Origin of the sequence: Streptomyces sp. NPDC006643 (assembly GCF_042870175.1) — a bacterium.
Taxonomy (GTDB): domain Bacteria; phylum Actinomycetota; class Actinomycetes; order Streptomycetales; family Streptomycetaceae; genus Streptomyces.
Genome location: NZ_JBIAHA010000005.1, coordinates 62,209 through 80,059 on the forward strand (window position 1 = coordinate 62,209; position 17,851 = coordinate 80,059).

Sequence of the window (17,851 nt, forward strand, 5' to 3'; positions counted from 1 at the left end):
CCCTCATGGCACCAGGTACTACACCTGACGCGTGTCGCTCTCGCGCCGTCGGTCGGCTCCCCATGCCCTTGATCCACCCCCAGACCGGGAGTACGCCTCGTGGCCACGTTTCTTTACAAACTCGGACGGTTCGCCTTCCGACGACGAAATCTCGTCGCCTTCGTATGGGTGGCGCTGCTCGCCCTCGCGGGCGTCGGCGCGGCATCCGCGTCCACCGCCACATCCAGCTCCTTCTCCATTCCCGGGACGGAGGCCCAGAAGGCCTTCGACCTGCTCGAAGAGCGCTTCCCCGGCGGGAGCGCCGACGGGGCGACCGCCCGGGTCGTCTTCAAGGCGCCGGGCGGCGAGACGATGAACTCCGCCGCCAACAAGGCCGAGGTCGAGAAGATCGTCGACGAGCTGCCGGCCGGCTCGGACCAGGTCGCGCAGGTCACCGACCCGTACACGGCCAAGGCCGTCTCGGCGGACGGCACGACCGCGTACGTCTCGGTCACCTACAAGGTCAGCTCCATGGAGCTGACCGAGGAGACCCGTACGGCACTGGAGGAGACGGGGCACGACGCGCGGGGCGCCGGGCTGACCGTCGAGATCGGCGGTGACGCGCTCCAGGCCGCGCCGGAGACGGGGGCCACCGAGATCATCGGCATCGCCGTGGCCGCGATCGTGCTCGTCATCACCTTCGGTTCGCTGATCGCGGCGGGACTGCCGCTGCTCACCGCCCTCATCGGCGTCGGCATCGGCGTCTCGACCATCACGGCGCTGGCCAGCGTGATGGACCTCGGCTCCACCACCAGCATTCTCGCGATGATGATCGGCCTCGCCGTCGGCATCGACTACGCCCTGTTCATCGTCTCCCGCTACCGGGCGGAGCTGGCCGAGGGGCGGGAGCCGGAGGAAGCCGCCGGACGGGCGGCCGGTACGGCCGGATCCGCCGTGGTCTTCGCGGGTCTCACCGTGGTCATCGCGCTCGTCGGGCTCGCCGTCGTCAACATCCCGATGCTCACCAAGATGGGGGCCGCCGCGGCCGGCACGGTCGTGATCGCCGTCCTCATCGCCCTCACGCTCGTCCCGGCGGTGCTGGGATTCGCGGGCAAGCGGGTGCACGGCAAGAAGGTGCGCGAGCGGCACACCCGGGAGCGGGCCGCGTCCGCCGACGGCAGGCTCGCCGAGGGCAAGCCCAACATGGGCACCCGCTGGGCGGGCTTCGTCCTGCGCCGCCCCGTCGCCGTACTCCTCACCGCGGTCGTCGGCCTCGGCATCATCGCCGTGCCGGCCGGTTCGCTGGAGATGGGGCTGCCCGACGACGGTTCGCAGCCGACGAGCACCTCGCAGCGCAAGGCGTACGACATGCTGTCCGACGGCTTCGGCCCCGGCTTCAACGGTCCGCTGATGGTCGTCGTGGACGGCAAGGGCGACGACAACGCCAAGCAGACCGCCGGCCAGGTCACCGACGCCGTGAAGGACATGAAGGGCGTCGCGGCGGTCACCCCCGCCACGTACAACAAGGCGGGCGACACGGCGACGATCACCGTCGTCCCGAAGGACCGCCCCTCGTCGGTGGAGACCGAGAACCTGGTCCATGCCATCCGTGACGCGGGCGGCGAGATCGCCGGGGACAGCGAGGCGAAGGTCCTGGTCACCGGCGCCACCGCGATGAACACCGACTTCTCCGAGAAGATGAACAACGCGCTGCTGCCCTATCTCGCGCTCGTCGTGGGTCTGGCGTTCCTGCTGCTGATGCTCGTCTTCCGGTCGATCCTCGTACCGCTCAAGGCGGCCCTCGGGTTCCTGCTGTCGGTCGTCGCCGCGCTCGGCGCGGTGGTCGCGGTCTTCCAGTGGGGCTGGCTCTCCGGGCTGTTCGGGGTCGAGCAGACCGGCCCGGTCATGTCGATGATGCCGATCTTCATGGTGGGTGTGGTCTTCGGTCTCGCCATGGACTACGAGGTCTTCCTGGTCACGCGGATGCGTGAGGCGTACGTCCACGGGGAGCGGCCGGGACAGGCGATCTCCACCGGCTTCCGGCACGGGACGCGGGTCGTCACCGCCGCCGCGGTGATCATGATGGCGGTCTTCGCGGGCTTCATCGGCTCCAGCGAGTCCATGGTCAAGATGATCGGCTTCTCGCTGGCCATCGCGGTCTTCTTCGACGCGTTCGTGGTCCGGATGGCCATCGTGCCGGCGGTGCTCGCGCTGCTCGGCGACCGGGCCTGGTGGCTGCCGCGCTGGCTGGACCGGCTGCTGCCGAACGTGGACGTGGAGGGCGAGCAGCTGCGGAAGATGCTGGAGAAGGAGCCGGCCGCGGCGGGGCGGGGGCCGGACTCCGGTCCGGGCTCCGAGAAGGAGCTGGTGCGGGTCTGACCCGACCTGACCTGGGCGGTGTGCCCTAGGTGTTGTGCAGCAGACGGTCCAGGCCGCGTTTGGCGCGCAGTGGGTGGCGCTCCTCACCGGCCGGGACCGTCTGGTGTGTCAGCCGGAGGAAGCGGCGGAGTACGGCGGTGTCGAACTGGGTCAGCGCCACGCCTTCCGACGAGTGGAATTCGAGCATCGTCTGGGCGCGGCCACAGGGCCAGATCCGTACGGCGCCGTCGCCGGAGGGCGTACGCAGGCCCGCTTCGAGCAGTTCGCGGGCGAAGGCCCACACCACCTCTCCGTCGTCCCGTGACACCTCGGCGGGGAAGGCGACGCGGACGGCGAGCGGGTCGGCGCTGTCGTAGCGGAGGGTGACCGACAGGCACCCGTGGTGGGGGGCGTCCGTGATGAGACGGACCTTGGCGGGCTGCTCGACGACGGCCGGCATCGCTTCGCTCCTTGCTACCTTGTGGTGCTTTACAACACAACATACCTTTTGTCCCTTATTTAACGCCGAGTGTCCCGGAAATCTCAAACTTTCCGTGCCGTTCGGGGCCCGTACACCGATTCGCACGGCAGGCGCTCTTGCAACTCGTTCGCAAGAGAGGACTATCTATGCGAACGGTTCACTTCGAGCGGTTCACCACACCTGCCCGGAAGCGGAGCCCGCCCATGCATGTCCCCGACGGAATGATCAACCTGCCGGTCTCGGCCGCGGCCGGCGTCGTCGCCGCGGGAGCCGTCGCCGTCAGCCTGCGCGGCGCCCGCCGCGAACTGGGCTCCGGGCCGCTCGCCGAGGGCCACGGCGCCGAACGCACCGCGCCCCTCGCGGGGCTCGTCGCCGCCTTCGTCTTCGCCGTACAGATGCTGAACTTCCCCGTCGCGGCCGGCACCAGCGGGCATCTGCTCGGCGGGGCACTCGCGGCGATACTCGTCGGCCCCTGCACCGGGGTCCTGTGCATCGCCGTCGTGCTGCTGATGCAGGGCATCCTCTTCGCCGACGGCGGGCTCACCGCGCTCGGCGTCAACATCACGGTCATGGGCGTCGTGACGGTGATCGTCTCGTACGGGATCTTCCGCGGCCTGCTCCGGATCCTGCCCCGGGGGCGCCGCTCGGTGACCGTGTCCGCGTTCGTGGGCGCGCTGGTCTCCGTGCCCGCCGCCGCCGCGGCCTTCACCCTCCTCTACGCGATCGGCGGGACCACGCACATCCCGATCGGCAAGGTGCTCACCGCGATGGTCGGCGTGCACGTGCTCATCGGCATCGGCGAGGCCGCGATCACCGCGCTGACGGTCGGCGCCGTCATCGCCGTACGGCCGGACCTGGTCCACGGGGCGCGCGGGCTCGCCGCGCCGCTCAAGCTGCGGGTGGACGGCGAGTTGGTCGACGCGCCCGCGGCCGTGCCCGCCCCCGCGGCGGCCCCGGCCGCCTCCCGCTCGCCGCGCGGGCTCCTCGCCGCCGGTCTCGGTACGGCCCTGCTGCTCGCCGGAGTTGTCTCCTTCTACGCCTCCGCCAACCCCGACGGGCTGGAGAAGGTCGCCGCCGACAAGGGCATCGACAAGAAGGTCGAGGAGCACGCCGCCGCCGACTCACCGCTCGCCGACTACGGCATCAAGGACATCTCCAACTCCCGCCTCTCGGGCGGCCTCGCGGGCGTCATCGGCGTCGGCGCGACCGTCGTCGTGGGCAGCGGGATCTTCTACGTGGTGCACCGGCGCCGTACGCCCGCGAACCCGCCGCTCTCCTCCGAGCGGGCCTGACATGGGCGCCGGTCACGCCCACAAGCTCTACCGGCACGGCCACTCGCCCGTCCACGCGCTGCCCCCGCACTGCAAGCTCGCCGCCGTCCTGTGCTTCGTGCTCGTCGTGGTCTCCACCCCGCGCGAGGCCGTGTGGGCGTTCGGCCTGTACGCGGTGCTGCTCGCCGGTGTCGCCGTGCTCGCCCGCGTCCCGGCCGGCTTCCTGCTGCGCCGGATGCTGATCGAGGTGCCGTTCGTGGCCTTCGCCGTCCTCATGCCGTTCGTGGTGCCCGGCGACCAGGTCCGGTTCCTCGGACTGTCGCTCAGCGTCCCCGGCCTGTGGGGCGCCTGGAACGTGCTGGCCAAGGGCACACTGGGCGTCGCCGCCTCCGTACTCCTGGCCTCCACCACCGAACTGCGCGCGCTGCTGCTGGGACTTGAGCGGCTCAGACTCCCGCCGATGCTCGTACAGATCGCGTCGTTCATGATCCGCTACGGCGACGTGATCACCGACGAGCTGCGCCGGATGTCGATCGCCCGTCGCTCACGCGGCTTCGAGGCGCGCGGCGTACGGCACTGGGGGGTGCTCGGCAAGTCCGCCGGGGCGCTGTTCATCCGCTCCTACGAGCGCGGGGAGCGGGTGCATCTGGCGATGATGAGCCGCGGCTACACCGGCACGATGCCGGTCATCGACGAGCTGACGGCGTCCCGCGCGCAGTGGACGTCCGCAGCCGCCCTCCCCCTGACCGCGCTCGTCGTCTGTCTGCTTGGCTGGACCCTATGAGCACGCAGTCCCAGGAACAGCCGCCGCCCTCGCTGGAGGTGCGCGGGCTCGCCTACGCGTACCCCGACGGCCACCAGGCCCTCTTCGGCGTCGACCTGACCGTCGCGCGCGGCGAGCGGGTCGCGCTGCTCGGACCCAACGGCGCGGGCAAGACCACCCTCGTCCTGCATCTCAACGGCATCCACACGGCCGGCGCGGGGTCCGTCACCGTCGCCGGGCTGCCCGTCGCGAAGCAGCACCTCGCCGAGATACGCCGCCGGGTCGGGATCGTCTTCCAGGACCCCGACGACCAGCTGTTCATGCCCACGGTCCGCGAGGACGTGGCCTTCGGGCCCGCGACGTCCGGTCTGCGCGGCCCGGAGCTGGAGGCCAGGGTCGTCGCGGCGCTCACCCGGGTCGGCATGGCCGAGTACGCCGACCGGCCGCCGCACCATCTGTCGTTCGGGCAGCGCCGCCGGGTCGCCGTCGCGACCGTCCTGGCGATGGAGCCCGAGATTCTCGTACTCGACGAGCCCTCGTCCAACCTCGATCCGGCGTCGCGCCGTGAACTCGCCGATATCCTGCGGGCGTTGGACGTCACCGTGCTGATGGTCACGCACGACCTCCCGTACGCGCTGGAACTGTGCCCGCGCGCGGTGATCCTCAGCGAGGGCGTCATCGCGGCCGACGGGCCGACCCGGGACCTGCTCGGCGACGCGGAGTTGATGGGCGCGCACCGGCTGGAGTTGCCGTTCGGTTTCGATCCCCGGTCGGTCGTGACGCCTTAGGTCCCGGTGGCCCAGCACGCGTCGCGATGCGTGCACCATGGAGGTATGAGCGGGATGGTAGGCGTCGCTGACGTCCAGGGCACGGTGGCCGCGGGCTTCGAACCCGTCAAGGACGCCTTCGTACGGAACTTCGAGGAACGCGGTGAGCGGGGCGCGGCCGTCGCCGTTTACCGGGACGGGCACAAGGTCGTGGACCTGTGGGCCGGCACGCGCGACGTCGACGGCGTGGAGCCGTGGGCCGTGGACACCGCGCAGATCGTCCACTCCGCCACCAAGGGCGTCGCCGCCGCCGTACCGCTGCTGCTGCACCAGCGCGGGCGCATCGACCTGGACGCGCCGGTGGGCACGTACTGGCCGGAGTTCAAGGCGGCCGGCAAGGAACGGGTGCTCGTACGGCACCTGTTGTCGCACCGCGCCGGTCTGCCCGTGCTCGACCGGCCGCTCAGCCCCGCCGAAGCGCTCGACGGCGAGTCGGGCGCCCACGCGCTCGCCGCGCAGCGGCCCCTGTGGGAGCCGGGCACCGATCACGGCTACCACGCGTACACGTACGGCTGGCTGATCGCCGAGCTGGTCAAACGCGTCACCGGACGAACCGTCGGCCAGTGGATCGCCGACGAGATCGCCCGCCCGCTCGGTCTGGACTTCTGGATAGGGCTGCCCGCCGAGGAGGCCCACCGGGTGGGCCGGATCGGCCGGATCGAGGAGCCCACCGGGGGCGGCGGGGAGCTGCGGCTGCGTGTGAAGCGCTCGGTGGCCGAGGCGTACAAGGACCCGGACTCGCTCACCCGGCGGGCGTTCGGCGCGATCGATCCACTGCCCGACCTGAACAGCGCCGCCTACCGCGCCGCCGAGATGCCCGCCAGCGGCGGCATCTCCACCGCGCGTGCGCTCGCCCGCTGCTACGCGGCGATGATCGGCCCCGTCGACGGCCCCGGGCGCGGCTACCGGGCCGGCGCGCGGCTGTTCGCCCCCGCGACACTGACCGCCGCCCGGACCGAGGAATCGGCGGGCCCCGACCGGGTGCTGGTCGTCGGCACCCGCTTCGGCCTCGGCTTCATGCTGCACGGCGCGGGGACGCCACTGCTCGGCCCCGGCTCGTTCGGCCACCCGGGAAGCGGCGGCTCGCTCGGCTTCGCCGACCCCGAGTCGGGCACCGCCTTCGGCTACGTCACCAACGGCATGCGCAAGGGTGTGACGGCGGATCCCCGCGCACAGGCCCTGGTGCGGGCCGTCAGGTCGGCTTCATGATCGGCACATGAGGCGATTCGAGAATCACGGCGTACTGATCACGGCGGCCGGCCGGGGCATCGGCGAGGCCATCGCCCGGCGGCTGGCCGCCGAGGGCGCGCGGGTGCTGCTCACGGACGTGGACGGTGAACGGGCGGCGCGGGCCGCCGAGTCGATCGACGGGGCCGTGCCGCTGGTGTGCGACGTGGGCGACCGCGCGTCGGTCGAGGCGGCCGTCGCGTACGCCGTCGAGCACTTCGGCTCGCTGGACGTCCTGGTCAACAACGCGTACTCCTGCACCCCGGACGCACCGCTCTTCGAGGACGAACCGGACGAGCACTGGGCCCGTGACCTGGACCTGACCCTGACCGGGGCCTTCCGCTGCGCGCGGGCGGCCCTGCCGCACCTGGTGGCGTCCGGGCGCGGCGCGATCGTGAACATCGGCTCCGTCAACGGCGAGCAGGACTTCGGCAACCACGCCTACAGCGCCGCGAAGGCGGGCCTCGCGAGCCTGACCCGCACCCTGTCCGGCCACGCGGCGCCGCGCGGGGTCCGCGTCAACCTCGTCGCCCCCGGCACGATCCGCACCGACGGCTGGCGGGGCCGCGAGGCCAACCTGGAACGCGCGGCGCCCCACTACCCGGCGGGCCGCGTGGGGCTCCCGGACGACGTCGCGTCGGCGGTGGCGTTCCTGGCGTCGTCGGACGCCGGATGGATCACCGGGGTGACGCTGCCGGTGGACGGCGGGATCCTGTCGGCGAACGTGGGGCTGCGCGACGCGCTCGCCGCCCCGCCGGTGGCCGAGGGGCGATGAGTTTCACGGGCCGCCGGGGTCGTATCTCTGTAGGCCCCGCGTCACCGCGATGCCCCCAGGCTCCCACGTAAGGACGGCCCGACCATGGTCACCACCCGCACCCTCGACGTCCCCGGCGCACACCTGCGCTACGAGGTACGGGGCTCCGGCCCCGTACTGGTGCTCACCGGCGCGCCCATGGGCGCCACGCACTTCGCGCCGCTGGCCGACGCGCTCGCCGACGAGTACACCGTCGTCACGCACGACCCCAGAGGCATCTCCGGCAGCGCGGTGGACGACCCCGACCAGGACTCCACCCCCGAACTGCGCGCCGACGACATCGCCGCGATCCTGGACGACCTCGGCGCGGCGTCGGCCCTGGTGTTCGGCAGCAGCGGCGGCGCCGTCACCGGCCTCGCGCTGGTCGCGCGCCACCCCGCGCGGGTACGGGCACTGGTCGCGCACGAGCCGCCCGTACTGGTGGTGCTGCCCGACGCGGCGGAGCGGCTGGCGGAGATGGACGACATCGTCGAGACGTTCCACCGGGAGGGCGCCGGACCGGCGTTCATGAAGTTCATGGCCGTCTCCGGCATGGACACCGGCGAGGAGGGCGCCCCCGCCGCGCAGCCCGAGGAGCCCTCCGCCCAGGACCTCGCGGACGGGGCCCGCTTCCTCGGCCACGAACTGCGCGGCACCGCCCGCTACCTGCCCGACCTCACCGCCCTGACGGCCGGCCCCGCCCGGGTCGTGATCGGCATCGGCGCGACGTCCGGCCCTCTGGTCACATACCGCACGTCCACGGAGCTGTCCGCCCGTCTCGGCACGGCCCCGGTCGAATTCCCGGGCGGGCACGGCGGGTTCGTGGAGGTGCCGGGGGAGTTCGCGGGGGTGCTGCGGAAGGTGCTGGCGGAGTCGTAGCGCGCGCCCGGGGGGTGCGGTCCCTCAAGCGCCTGACATATAAGGAGTGTTGGGTGAGAATTCGCCCATGCGGGGATGGCGGAGAACAGCACTGATCGTCGGTTCGTGCGCGCTGATCGTGGCGATGGTGGTGGTCTGGGCGGTGGTGGACCTCGGGACCGCGGACGGTGTGGCCAGTGTCGTCGGCGCGTCGGCGGGCGTCGTCGGTATCGTCTGCGCCCTCGCCGGCGGCACGGAACAGCGGCCCAGCGGCTTCCGTGCCACACGGACGGGCAGGAGCGCCGCACGGAGCGGCGGCACGTCCAACACCGGTATCACACGCGGCGGTTCGAGCGGTGCGGGCGGTGCGGGCGATTCGAGCGGTCCGGGCGGTCCGGTGCAGGCGAGCGCCACGGACACCGGTGAGGCCGAGGCGGACGGCGACGGCAGCGCGGCGAACAGCGGGATCCAGCTCAACTAGGGGACACGAGCAGTGCGGCAGTTGAGGGGAAAGGGTCCGTACATGTCCGACCTGAGCGCGGCGCGGCTGGCCGTCATTCTCGAAGCCGCCGGGGTGGGGGCGGGGGAGGGGCATGACGTGCTGGGGGGAGGCACGTACAACTCCCTCTACCGGGTCCATCTGGACGGCGGCGGGCGGCTGGTGCTGAAGCTGCCGCCCGAGGCCGGTGCGGCGCGTCTGACGTACGAGGGTGAACTCCTCGTCAACGAGGGCGAGTTCTACCGGGCGGCCCGGGGCGCCGGGGTGCCCGTGCCCGAGGTGGTCCGTCTCGCGGGCGATTCGCTGCTGATGTCGGAGCTGCCGGGGGAGCCGTGGTCCGGCCTGGCGGGCGGGCTCGGGGAGGTGGAGCACGACCGGTTGCGGGGTGAACTCGGCGCGTACGTCGCACAGTTGGGCGCCGTCAGCGGCACGCGCTTCGGCTATCCGTCCGAGGCCGTGCCCACCGCCTCCACCTGGCGGGAGGCGTTCAGCGCGATGCTGGAGGCGGTGCTGGCGGACGCCGAGCGGTTCGAGGCGCGGCTGCCCGTGTCCGTCGAGCGCGTACGGGCGTTGGTACGCGGCGCGGCCCCCGCCCTGGACGAGGTCACCGTGCCGGCGCTCGTGCACTTCGATCTGTGGCAGGGCAACGTCCTGCTGGCGCGGGACGAGGGAGAGTGGGCGATCAGCGGGATCGTCGATGGTGAGCGGATGTTCTGGGGTGATCCGCTGGCGGAGTTCGTCTCGCTCAATCTGTTCGGCGAGCCGGAGGACGACCAGGCGCTGCTGGCCGGCTACCGGGCGGGTGGCGGGGACACCGGCTTCGACGAGGCCGCGCGGCTGCGTATGGCGCTCTACCGCTGCTACCTGTACCTGATCATGCTGGTCGAGGGCGTCCCGCGCCGTCACCCGCCCGCGCGGACGGCCGTGACCCGCCGTACCGCCGGGACCGCCCTGATCCTGGCCCTCGGGCTGATCAGCACCAACACCTAGCCGATCAGGCGGCGGGCGGTGGCATGCCGCCCTGGAGGCGTTCCAGGTCGGAGGCCCGTACCTGGATCACGAACACCGCGATCACGGCCGATACGGCGGCGAACACGGCCGCCACGATGAAGGCGTTCGACACACCGTGCGCCAGCACCTCGTCGCTCCACGGTTTCGGCAGCGAGTGCGTCTTCTCGAACGTCGCCTTCTGGGCCGGGGTCGCATGGGCCATGAAGTCGCGGAGCTGGGTCTTCGCCTCGTCCCTGCTGGCCGTGCCGAACACCGTCACCAGGATGGACAGCCCCAGCGAACCACCCACCTGCTGCGTCGCGTTGAAGACACCGGAGCCCGCGCCGGCCTCCTCCTGGCTGACGCCCGAGAGCGCCATCAGGGTCAGCGACACGAACTGGAAGCCCATGCCGAGGCCGAAGACCAGCACCGGGCCCAGCAGGCTGCCCACGTAGGTGCTGTTCACGTCCGTCAGCGTCAGCCACGAGAGGCCCGCGGCGGCCAGGACCGCGCCGGACACCATGAACGGTTTCGGGCCCCAGCGCGGCAGCAGCTGCGAGGCGATGCCCGCGCCGATGGCGATGACCACACTCACCGGGAGGAAGGCGAGGCCCGCCCGCAGGGGACTGAAATCGAGGACTTCCTGCACGAAGAGCGTCAGGAAGAAGAACATGCCGAACAGCGCCGCGGCCAGGCTCAGCATCATCCCGTAGACACCCGCGCGGTTGCGGTCCCGGAACATCCACAGCGGAGTGATCGGCTGCCGCGAACCGCGCTCGATGACGATGAAGAGGATCAGCAGCACCACGGCCGCCGCGAAGGCGCCGAGCGTCAGGGCGTCGGTCCAGCCCTCCTCGGAGGCCCGGATGAAGCCGTAGACCAGACACACCATGCCCAGCGTCGCCGTGAGCGCGCCGACGATGTCGAAGTGGCCGGGGCGCGGCTCGGACTCCTTGATGAAGCGGGGCGTCAGCAGGATGAGCAGCAGCCCGATCGGCACGTTGACGAAGAAGATCCACCGCCAGTCCAGCCACTCCACCAGGATGCCGCCGGCCAGCAGTCCGATCGCGCTGCCGCCCGCCGAGACGGCCGCGAACACACCGAACGCCCGGTTGCGCGCGGGCCCTTCACGGAACGTGGTGGTGATCAGCGACAGCGAGGTCGGGGAGGCGATGGCGCCGCCGATGCCCTGGATGGCACGGGCGGCCAGCAGCTGCCACGACTCCTGCGCCAGTCCGCAGAGCAGGGAGGCGGCGGCGAAGAGCGCGATGCCGAACATGAAGACCCTGCGCCGCCCCAGGATGTCGCCGAGGCGACCGCCGAGCAGCAGCAGCCCGCCGAAGGTGAGGGTGTACGCGTTGACCACCCACGACAGGTTCTGGGTCGAGAAGTCGAGCGCGCTCTGGATGTGCGGGAGCGCGATGTTCACGATGGTGACGTCGAGGACCACCATCAGCTGGCAGGAGGCGATGATGGCCAGCGCGATGCCGTTGCCGCCGCCGTCCCCGGGATCGTCGGAGGCGGCGTCGGCGGACTTCGTGGTGTCCGGCGGTGGAGGCTGTGAATCAGTCATAGGTGAGGGTGGTGCAACGGGGTGGTGCGCGCCCTCGGACAGGGAACGCCACCGTTCACCGGATCTGACTCTAAATCGGGCGAACCGGACATGCGACTCGACCGTGGGGGTGTCCCTCCGTCAGGGGTGCTCCGACAGCACGTCGTCGGCGATCGCGAACGCCTTGTTGGCCGCGGGCACCCCGCAGTACACCGCCGTCTGGAGCAGTACTTCCCGGATCTCCTCGCGGCTCAGCCCGATCCGTACCGCCGCCCTGACATGCATCGCCAACTCGTCGTGATGCCCGCCGGCGACCAGCGCCGTCAGAGTGACGCAGCTGCGCGTACGGCGGTCCAGCCCCGGCCGGGTCCAGATCTCGCCCCAGGCGTAGCGGGTGATGAAGTCCTGGAAGGGCGCGGTGAACGCCGACGTACGGGCCACCGCCCGGTCCACATGCTGATCGCCGAGCACCGCGCGCCGTACGGCCATCCCCGCGCCGTGCCGGGACGCGTCCCCGACGGTCCGCGCGGTCGCCGCCAGATGGCCCAGCAGCGCGGCGAGCACCGGCGCGGGACGTTCGACGTTCGCCAGATGACGCGCCCCGGCGATCTCGGCGAGGCTCGTGCCCGGGATGCCGTCGGCGATCGTGCGGGCGTGCGGCGACGGCGGGGTGGCCGGGTCGTCGCGGCCGGCGACGACGAGCGTCGGGACCCGCACCGCGGCCAGCGCGTCGCGCAGGTCGTGGTCGGCGACGGCCGTGCAGCAGGCCGCGTACGACTTGTCGTCGGCCGCCCGCAGGTCGTCCACGAGCGCCGAGCCCGGCGGCGTGCGCTCGAAACCGGGCGCGAACCAGACGCCGGGCCGGCTCGCCACCAGCGACTCGGTGCCCTCGGCGAGGACCGTCGCCGCGCGGTCCCGCCAGGTGTCGGGGGCGCCGAAGTACGCGGACGAGCACACCACGGTGAGGGAGACGAGACGGTCGGGGTGCCGTACGGCCAACTCCAGGCCCACCGCGCCGCCCAGCGAGATCCCCGCGTACGCGAAACGGTCCCAGCCCTGCTCGTCGGCCAGCCGCACCACCTGGTTCGCCAGGGCGGGGACGGAGACGGCGGGGGCGGCGGCGGGGAGGGAACCGCCGTGGCCGGGCAGGTCCCAGCGCAGGACGCGATGGTCGCGGGCGAGGGCTTCCAGCTGGGGCTCCCACACGCGCAGGGATGTGCCGAGGGACGGCCCGAGGATCAGCGGCGCGCCGTCGGCGGGGCCGTCGAGGCGGAAGTGGGGGTGGGGGAGACCGATCCGGGCCGGCTCCGTCGCCGGGCCGGCCGGCTCCGCCATCGGCTCGGGCATCGGCTCGGGCGTCGGCTCGGGCGTCGGCTCGGGCGTCGGCTCGGGCGTCGGGTCGCGTGGCTCGGGCGGCTCGGGCGGCTCGGTCATCGAGGGGCCTCCGGTGGGTCCTCCGCGGCGCGTTCGTTCTGTTCGGCGGGTTCGTTCTGTTCGGCGTGTTCGGCGTGTTCGGCGAGCGCGCGGTCCACGAGCGCCGGGGCGGACCCCGTGTAACCGGCCGGGTCGGTGAGCGCGCGCATCCGCTCCTCCCCGATCAGCTCGGCGACCGCCGGGTCGGTCTCCGTCAGCGCCTGCGCGAGCGGGATGCCCGCGCCGGCCGCGAGGCGGGCGGCGGCGGTGACCAGCCGCGTGGCGTGCTCCCGGCCGACGGCGGTGGCCAGCGCGGCGGCGACCCGTTCGCTGACCAGCAGGCCCCGGGTGAGGCCGAGGTTGTCCCGCATCCGGTCGGGGAAGACGCGCAGGGCGGCGGTGAGTTCGGCGGCGTCGTGGGCGGCGCCGCCGGTCAGCCGCAGCAGTTCGCGCAGCGGCTGCCACTCGGCGTGCCAGGGCCCGGCGGGGCGTTCGTCCTCGGCGACGAGCGCCCCCAGCAGTACGGAGGCGAGTGCGGGCGCCTGCCGCGCGGCGGCGGCGATCAGGGTGGCCCGCACCGGGTTCCGCTTGTGCGGCATCGCGGACGAACCGCCGCCGCGCGCCTCCGCGACCTCGCCGATCTCCGTCCGGGACAGCACGAGCACATCGGCGGCGACCTTGCCGAGCACGCCCGCGGTGAAGGCGAGGGCCGAGCCGAGATCGGCGACAGGGGTACGGAGGGTGTGCCACGGCAGCGTCGGTTCGGCGAGCCGGAGCTGGGCGGCGTACGCGGCGAGAAGACGCACGCCGGTGTCCCTGCGGGGGTGGGCGCCGGCGGCGCCGGCCGCCTGTTCGGGCCGGTCCTGATCCTGGTCCCGGTCCTTGGCCGGCGCGCCGGGGCCCGTGCCCGTCAGGTCGTAGACCGGCTCCTCGGGCGCCGGGTCGGCGCCGAGTTCGGGTCCGGCGTCGGTCCCCGGTTCGGTGCCGGTGGCGGGCGCGTAGTCCGGCAGCGGCTCGGGAGGGCTGTCGAGCGTCGTGTCGAGCGCGCCGGTCAGGTCGTACACGGGCTCGCAGGACGCGGCGGTCGAGGTACTGCCCGGCGGGCCGGGCACCGGCTCGTCGGGCGGCGCGAAAGCCGCCAACGTGCCCGCCGCACCGCCCAGTTGGACCGGCAGCCGGACGGCGGCCAACCGGGTGCGGGCGTCCCGTACCGACGACAGCCAGCCCGCCGCCTTCAGCCCGAACGTCGTCGGAACCGCGTGCTGGGTGAGGGTGCGCCCCGCCATCGGTGTGTCGCGGTGGGCCGTGGCCAGTGCGGCGAGCGTGTTCGCCGTACGGTCCAGATCCGCCAGGATCAGCGGCACCGTACGGGTGGCGACCAGCATCATCGCCGTGTCCACGATGTCCTGGCTGGTCGCGCCCCGGTGGACGTACCGCGCCGCGTCCCCGTCCGCCTCGTCCACCGCCGCCGTCAGATCCGCCACCAGAGGGACCACCGGGTTGCCGCCGGCGCGCGCCCGCAGCGCCACGTCCCGTACGTCGAACCGGCCCGCCACCCCGGCCGCCACCGTGATCGCGTCGGCCGCCGCCTCCGGCGTGAGACCGACCGACGCCTGCGCGCGCGCCAGCGCCGCCTCGGCGTCGAGCATCGCCCGGAGGAACGAGGTGTCACCGGTGGCCGCCTCGGCGGCGGAGCCCGCCCGGCCGGGCGAGAGCAGCCCCGCGTCGGGGGAGGGCGGCAGGGGGGATGGGGTGGACCGGTCAGCGGAGGTCAAGGAAAACCGTCTCCTCGTCGCACTGAAGTCGGATGTCGCGAATATCGCTGCGGTGGCGGTGGCGGTGGCTGGCGGTAGCTGTGGCGGTGCGTGCCGGACGGGGCGGGTCCCGCCCTCGCCAACAGCGTCTCCCGTCGGGCCGCGTCCGGCGAGGCGAGCGGTCGGGCGAGCGGTGGACCTGCGGCGGGAACGGGTGTACGGGACAGATGTGCCGGACGGGCGCGCGGGACGGGACGGCGTGGCGCCGCCGGCCAGGGCGGGGTGTGTGCGGAGTCGTACACCCTCATTCGTGTCCCTCAGGATGTCCCGGGTGGTCGTGTCACGGTTGCTCCAGCACGAGGGCGACTCCCTGGCCGACCCCGACGCACAGGGCCGCGACGCCCGCACCGGAACCGTGCGCGGCCAGCTGGTGCGCGACGGCCCCCGCGAGACGGGCGCCCGAGGCGCCGAGCGGGTGGCCGATGGCGAGCGCGCCGCCGCGCGGGTTGACGAGGGACGGGTCGAGGTCGGGGAGCCCGGCGAGACAGCCGAGCACCTGCGCGGCGAACGCCTCGTTCAGTTCGACGGTGTGCAGGTCGGCGTAGTCCCGGCCCGCCCGTTCCAGGGCGCGGCCGATGGCGTCGACAGGGCCGAGGCCGTACATCGGCGGCTCGATCCCGGTCACCGCCGACGCGCGGACGACGGCGAGCGGCGGGCGTCCGGTGGCCCGCAGGCCGTCCTCGTCGACCAGGAGGAGCGCCGCCGCGCCGTCGTTGAGAGGCGAGGAGTTGGCGGCCGTGACGGTGCCGCCCGCGTCCTCCTCACGGAAGGCGGTCCGGAGCTTGGCGAGGCCCGCCGCCGTACCGCCTTCGCGGATGTTCTCGTCGGTGCCGGTCAGGGCGGAGTCCTCGTACGGCACGGTCTCCGCCTCGTACAGGCCCTCCCGCCACGCCCGCGCCGCCTTCTCGTGACTGCCCAGCGCGTACGCGTCCTGCCGCTCGCGCGTGATGCCGAACCTGTCCGCGATCAGCTCGGCGCCCTCGCCCAGCGGCACCGTCCACTCCGGCCGCATCCGCTCGTTGACCATGCGCCAGCCGATGGTGGTGGAGTACAGCTCCTGATGGCCGGCCGGGAACGCGCGCGTCGGCTTGGGCAGCACCCACGGCGCCCGGCTCATCGACTCGACACCGCCCGCGATCACCACCGACGCGTCCCCGACGGCCACGGTGCGGGCGGCCTGAATCACGGCTTCGAGCCCGGACGCGCACAGCCGGTTGACGGTCGCGCCGGGTACGGAGACGGGCAGGCCGGCGAGCAGGGCGGCCATGCGGCCGACGTTGCGGTTCTCCTCGCCCGCGCCGTTGGCGTTGCCGAGGACCACGTCGCCGATCAGGGCCGGGTCGAGATCCGGCGTACGGTCGACCAGCGCCCGGACCACGTGCGCGGCCAGATCGTCGGGGCGCACTCCGGCGTACGCGCCGCCGTACTTGCCGAACGGCGTGCGGACGGCGTCCACGACGTACACGTCTCGCATCAGGTCTCACTCCTTGCGGCGGGCGCGCACGCGGGCGCTCGCGGCTGCCGGCTCGCGCGGGTGCGGTGTTCGCCTGGTGAATTAATGTTCATGATTTCGGACGGCCAGAGTCTCGCCCCGGGGCCGGGTGCTGTCAATGGTGCGCGGGCCGGATTGCCGATACTTAGGGCATTTTGACAGGTTGTGGGTAGGTGCCCCGTCGAGCGAGCGACAGCAACTTGCGACAGCTACGCGAAGAGGAGTCTGACCTGGAATGAAGAGCCGTGGGATCGACGGAACACTCCGCCACATCGCCGTCGTCGGCGCCTCCGACGCCGGGACACGCACCATCCGCGCGCTCCGCCGCCAGGGCTTCGAGGACCGGATCACCCTGGTCGACGCGGGGCACGACACCCCGCCCGACCTCGACGCCGAACCGCTGCCGGACACAACGGCCGAAGCGCTGGACCTCACGCACGACTCCGGCCACACGGTGCGTCTGTCGGACGGCCGGACCCTCGACGCCGACGGGCTCGTCATCGCCACCGGCGCCGGGGCACACCGGCCCCCCGGACCCCGGGGCGGCCACCCGGCCGTCTTCTCCCTCCGCACCTTCGAGGACCATGCCGGGAGCGGCGGCGGAGAGGACTCCGAGAACTCCCTCGCACTGCGCACCGCGCTCGCCGCCGGCCCACGGGTCGCCGTCGTCGGCGCCGGATTCACCGGCTGCGAGGTCGCCTCGTACTGCCGCGCCCGCGGACTCGACGTCACCGTCGTCGAGTCGCGCGCCGCCCCGCTGGAGCGCGTGCTCGGCAAGGACATGGGCCACGCCCTCGCCGACCTGCACCGCGACCACGGCACGGTCATGACGACCGGCGCCCGCGCCGTCTCCCTGCGCCCCGAGGGGGTCGTGACGGCCGACGGCACTCTCGTACCCGCCGACGTGGTGGTCGTCGCGGCGGGACCCGCGCCGCGTACCGAATGGCTGCGCGGCAGCGGTCTCGACATCGCGGACGGGGTGCTCCTGGACTCGACGTGCGCGGCGGTGGGCGCCTCGCGCGTCGTCGCGGCCGGGAGCGTGGCCCGCTGGTTCAACCCGCTGTTCGGCGCGGTGATGCGGGTCGAGGACGGCGGCGACGCCGAGCCGCGCAGCGATACGGCGGAACAGGCCGGGGCCGCCGCCGACACGCTCCTGGCGGACGGTGAGTACCCGATGCCCTTCGAGTCGTTGCCGTACTTCCGGTCGGAGCAGTACGGCACCGAGATCCAGTTCGTCGGCGTCGCGACCGGTGTCCCGCACGTCGTCGTCGGCATGCTCGCCGAGCGGCAGTTCGTCGCCGTGTACTCGGACGGACAGCTCGTCACCGGCGCGCTGTGCGTGAACAGCCCGTCCCAACTCGACCGCTACCGGCGGATGGTGGCGGCGCGCGTCCCGACGGATGTGGTGTTCGCGCCGCCCACGATGCTGAAGTCGACGGTCTGACCCACGCCGGCGCCCGCGCCCCATCTCAGCTTGGCCGCGCCAACGTCTCAGGCCTGGCCGCGCCAACGTCTCAGGCCTGGCCGCGCCGAC

The 17,851-nt window shown here is 72.9% G+C and carries 15 protein-coding genes; 10 read left to right on the forward strand and 5 right to left on the reverse strand.

Annotation, left to right across the window (positions count from 1 at the left end):
- Positions 1-99 precede the first annotated feature (99 nt).
- The gene (locus ACFYNU_RS08590) at positions 100-2,358 is read left to right on the forward strand and encodes an MMPL family transporter (RefSeq protein WP_356584315.1); all 2,259 of its coding nucleotides are present in this window, start codon (positions 100-102) and stop codon (positions 2,356-2,358) included.
- Between the two features lie 25 nt (positions 2,359-2,383).
- Here the strand turns inward: ACFYNU_RS08590 and ACFYNU_RS08595 are convergent, their stop codons facing one another.
- Entirely contained in the window at positions 2,384-2,797 is a 414-nt protein-coding gene (locus ACFYNU_RS08595) for an SsgA family sporulation/cell division regulator (RefSeq protein WP_356584317.1), read from the reverse strand.
- Between the two features lie 224 nt (positions 2,798-3,021).
- Between ACFYNU_RS08595 and ACFYNU_RS08600 the strand changes: the two genes are divergently transcribed.
- The 8 genes from ACFYNU_RS08600 to ACFYNU_RS08635 all read left to right on the forward strand — a co-directional run bounded on the left by ACFYNU_RS08600 (position 3,022) and on the right by ACFYNU_RS08635 (position 10,046).
- Positions 3,022-4,110: an energy-coupling factor ABC transporter permease gene (locus ACFYNU_RS08600; protein ID WP_356584319.1), complete on the forward strand. Its 1,089-nt coding sequence runs from the start codon at positions 3,022-3,024 to the stop codon at positions 4,108-4,110.
- Position 4,111: 1 nt separating this feature from the next.
- Entirely contained in the window at positions 4,112-4,873 is a 762-nt protein-coding gene (gene cbiQ, locus ACFYNU_RS08605; protein WP_356584321.1) for a cobalt ECF transporter T component CbiQ, read from the forward strand.
- Entirely contained in the window at positions 4,870-5,640 is a 771-nt protein-coding gene (locus tag ACFYNU_RS08610; RefSeq protein ID WP_356584323.1) for an ABC transporter ATP-binding protein, read from the forward strand. The genes cbiQ and ACFYNU_RS08610 overlap by 4 nt, the downstream gene beginning before the upstream one ends.
- Positions 5,641-5,685: 45 nt before the next feature.
- Positions 5,686-6,888 carry a serine hydrolase domain-containing protein gene (locus ACFYNU_RS08615; protein WP_356584325.1) on the forward strand — a complete coding sequence of 401 codons (1,203 nt, stop codon included), beginning with the start codon at positions 5,686-5,688 and terminating at the stop codon, positions 6,886-6,888.
- Between the two features lie 7 nt (positions 6,889-6,895).
- Positions 6,896-7,681: an SDR family NAD(P)-dependent oxidoreductase gene (locus tag ACFYNU_RS08620; RefSeq protein ID WP_356584327.1), complete on the forward strand. Its 786-nt coding sequence runs from the start codon at positions 6,896-6,898 to the stop codon at positions 7,679-7,681.
- A gap of 84 nt (positions 7,682-7,765) precedes the next feature.
- Positions 7,766-8,578, forward strand: coding sequence for an alpha/beta hydrolase (locus ACFYNU_RS08625; RefSeq protein WP_356584329.1), 813 nt, complete (start codon positions 7,766-7,768; stop codon positions 8,576-8,578).
- 67 nt (positions 8,579-8,645) lie between these two features.
- Entirely contained in the window at positions 8,646-9,038 is a 393-nt protein-coding gene (locus tag ACFYNU_RS08630; RefSeq protein WP_356584331.1) for a hypothetical protein, read from the forward strand.
- Between the two features lie 42 nt (positions 9,039-9,080).
- The gene (locus tag ACFYNU_RS08635) at positions 9,081-10,046 is read left to right on the forward strand and encodes an aminoglycoside phosphotransferase family protein (RefSeq protein WP_356584333.1); all 966 of its coding nucleotides are present in this window, start codon (positions 9,081-9,083) and stop codon (positions 10,044-10,046) included.
- Between the two features lie 4 nt (positions 10,047-10,050).
- Here the strand turns inward: ACFYNU_RS08635 and ACFYNU_RS08640 are convergent, their stop codons facing one another.
- The 4 genes from ACFYNU_RS08640 to ACFYNU_RS08655 all read right to left on the reverse strand — a co-directional run bounded on the left by ACFYNU_RS08640 (position 10,051) and on the right by ACFYNU_RS08655 (position 16,299).
- The gene (locus ACFYNU_RS08640; protein WP_356584335.1) at positions 10,051-11,619 is read right to left on the reverse strand and encodes an MFS transporter; all 1,569 of its coding nucleotides are present in this window, start codon (positions 11,617-11,619) and stop codon (positions 10,051-10,053) included.
- A 120-nt stretch (positions 11,620-11,739) separates the two neighbouring features.
- Positions 11,740-12,933 (reverse strand): 4-carboxymuconolactone decarboxylase, encoded by a 1,194-nt coding sequence (pcaC, locus tag ACFYNU_RS08645; RefSeq protein WP_356584570.1) that lies wholly within the window; start codon positions 12,931-12,933, stop codon positions 11,740-11,742.
- A 95-nt stretch (positions 12,934-13,028) separates the two neighbouring features.
- Positions 13,029-14,786, reverse strand: a complete 1,758-nt coding sequence (locus ACFYNU_RS08650) for a lyase family protein (RefSeq protein WP_356584337.1) — start codon at positions 14,784-14,786, stop codon at positions 13,029-13,031.
- Positions 14,787-15,105: 319 nt separating this feature from the next.
- A complete protein-coding gene (locus ACFYNU_RS08655; protein ID WP_356584339.1) occupies positions 15,106-16,299 on the reverse strand; it encodes a thiolase family protein in 1,194 nt (397 codons plus the stop codon).
- A 253-nt stretch (positions 16,300-16,552) separates the two neighbouring features.
- Here ACFYNU_RS08655 and ACFYNU_RS08660 point away from each other — a divergent pair, with 253 nt between their 5' ends.
- On the forward strand, positions 16,553-17,761 hold the full coding sequence (locus ACFYNU_RS08660; protein WP_356584341.1) for an FAD-dependent oxidoreductase: 1,209 nt from the start codon (positions 16,553-16,555) through the stop codon (positions 17,759-17,761).
- Positions 17,762-17,851: the final 90 nt, after the last annotated feature.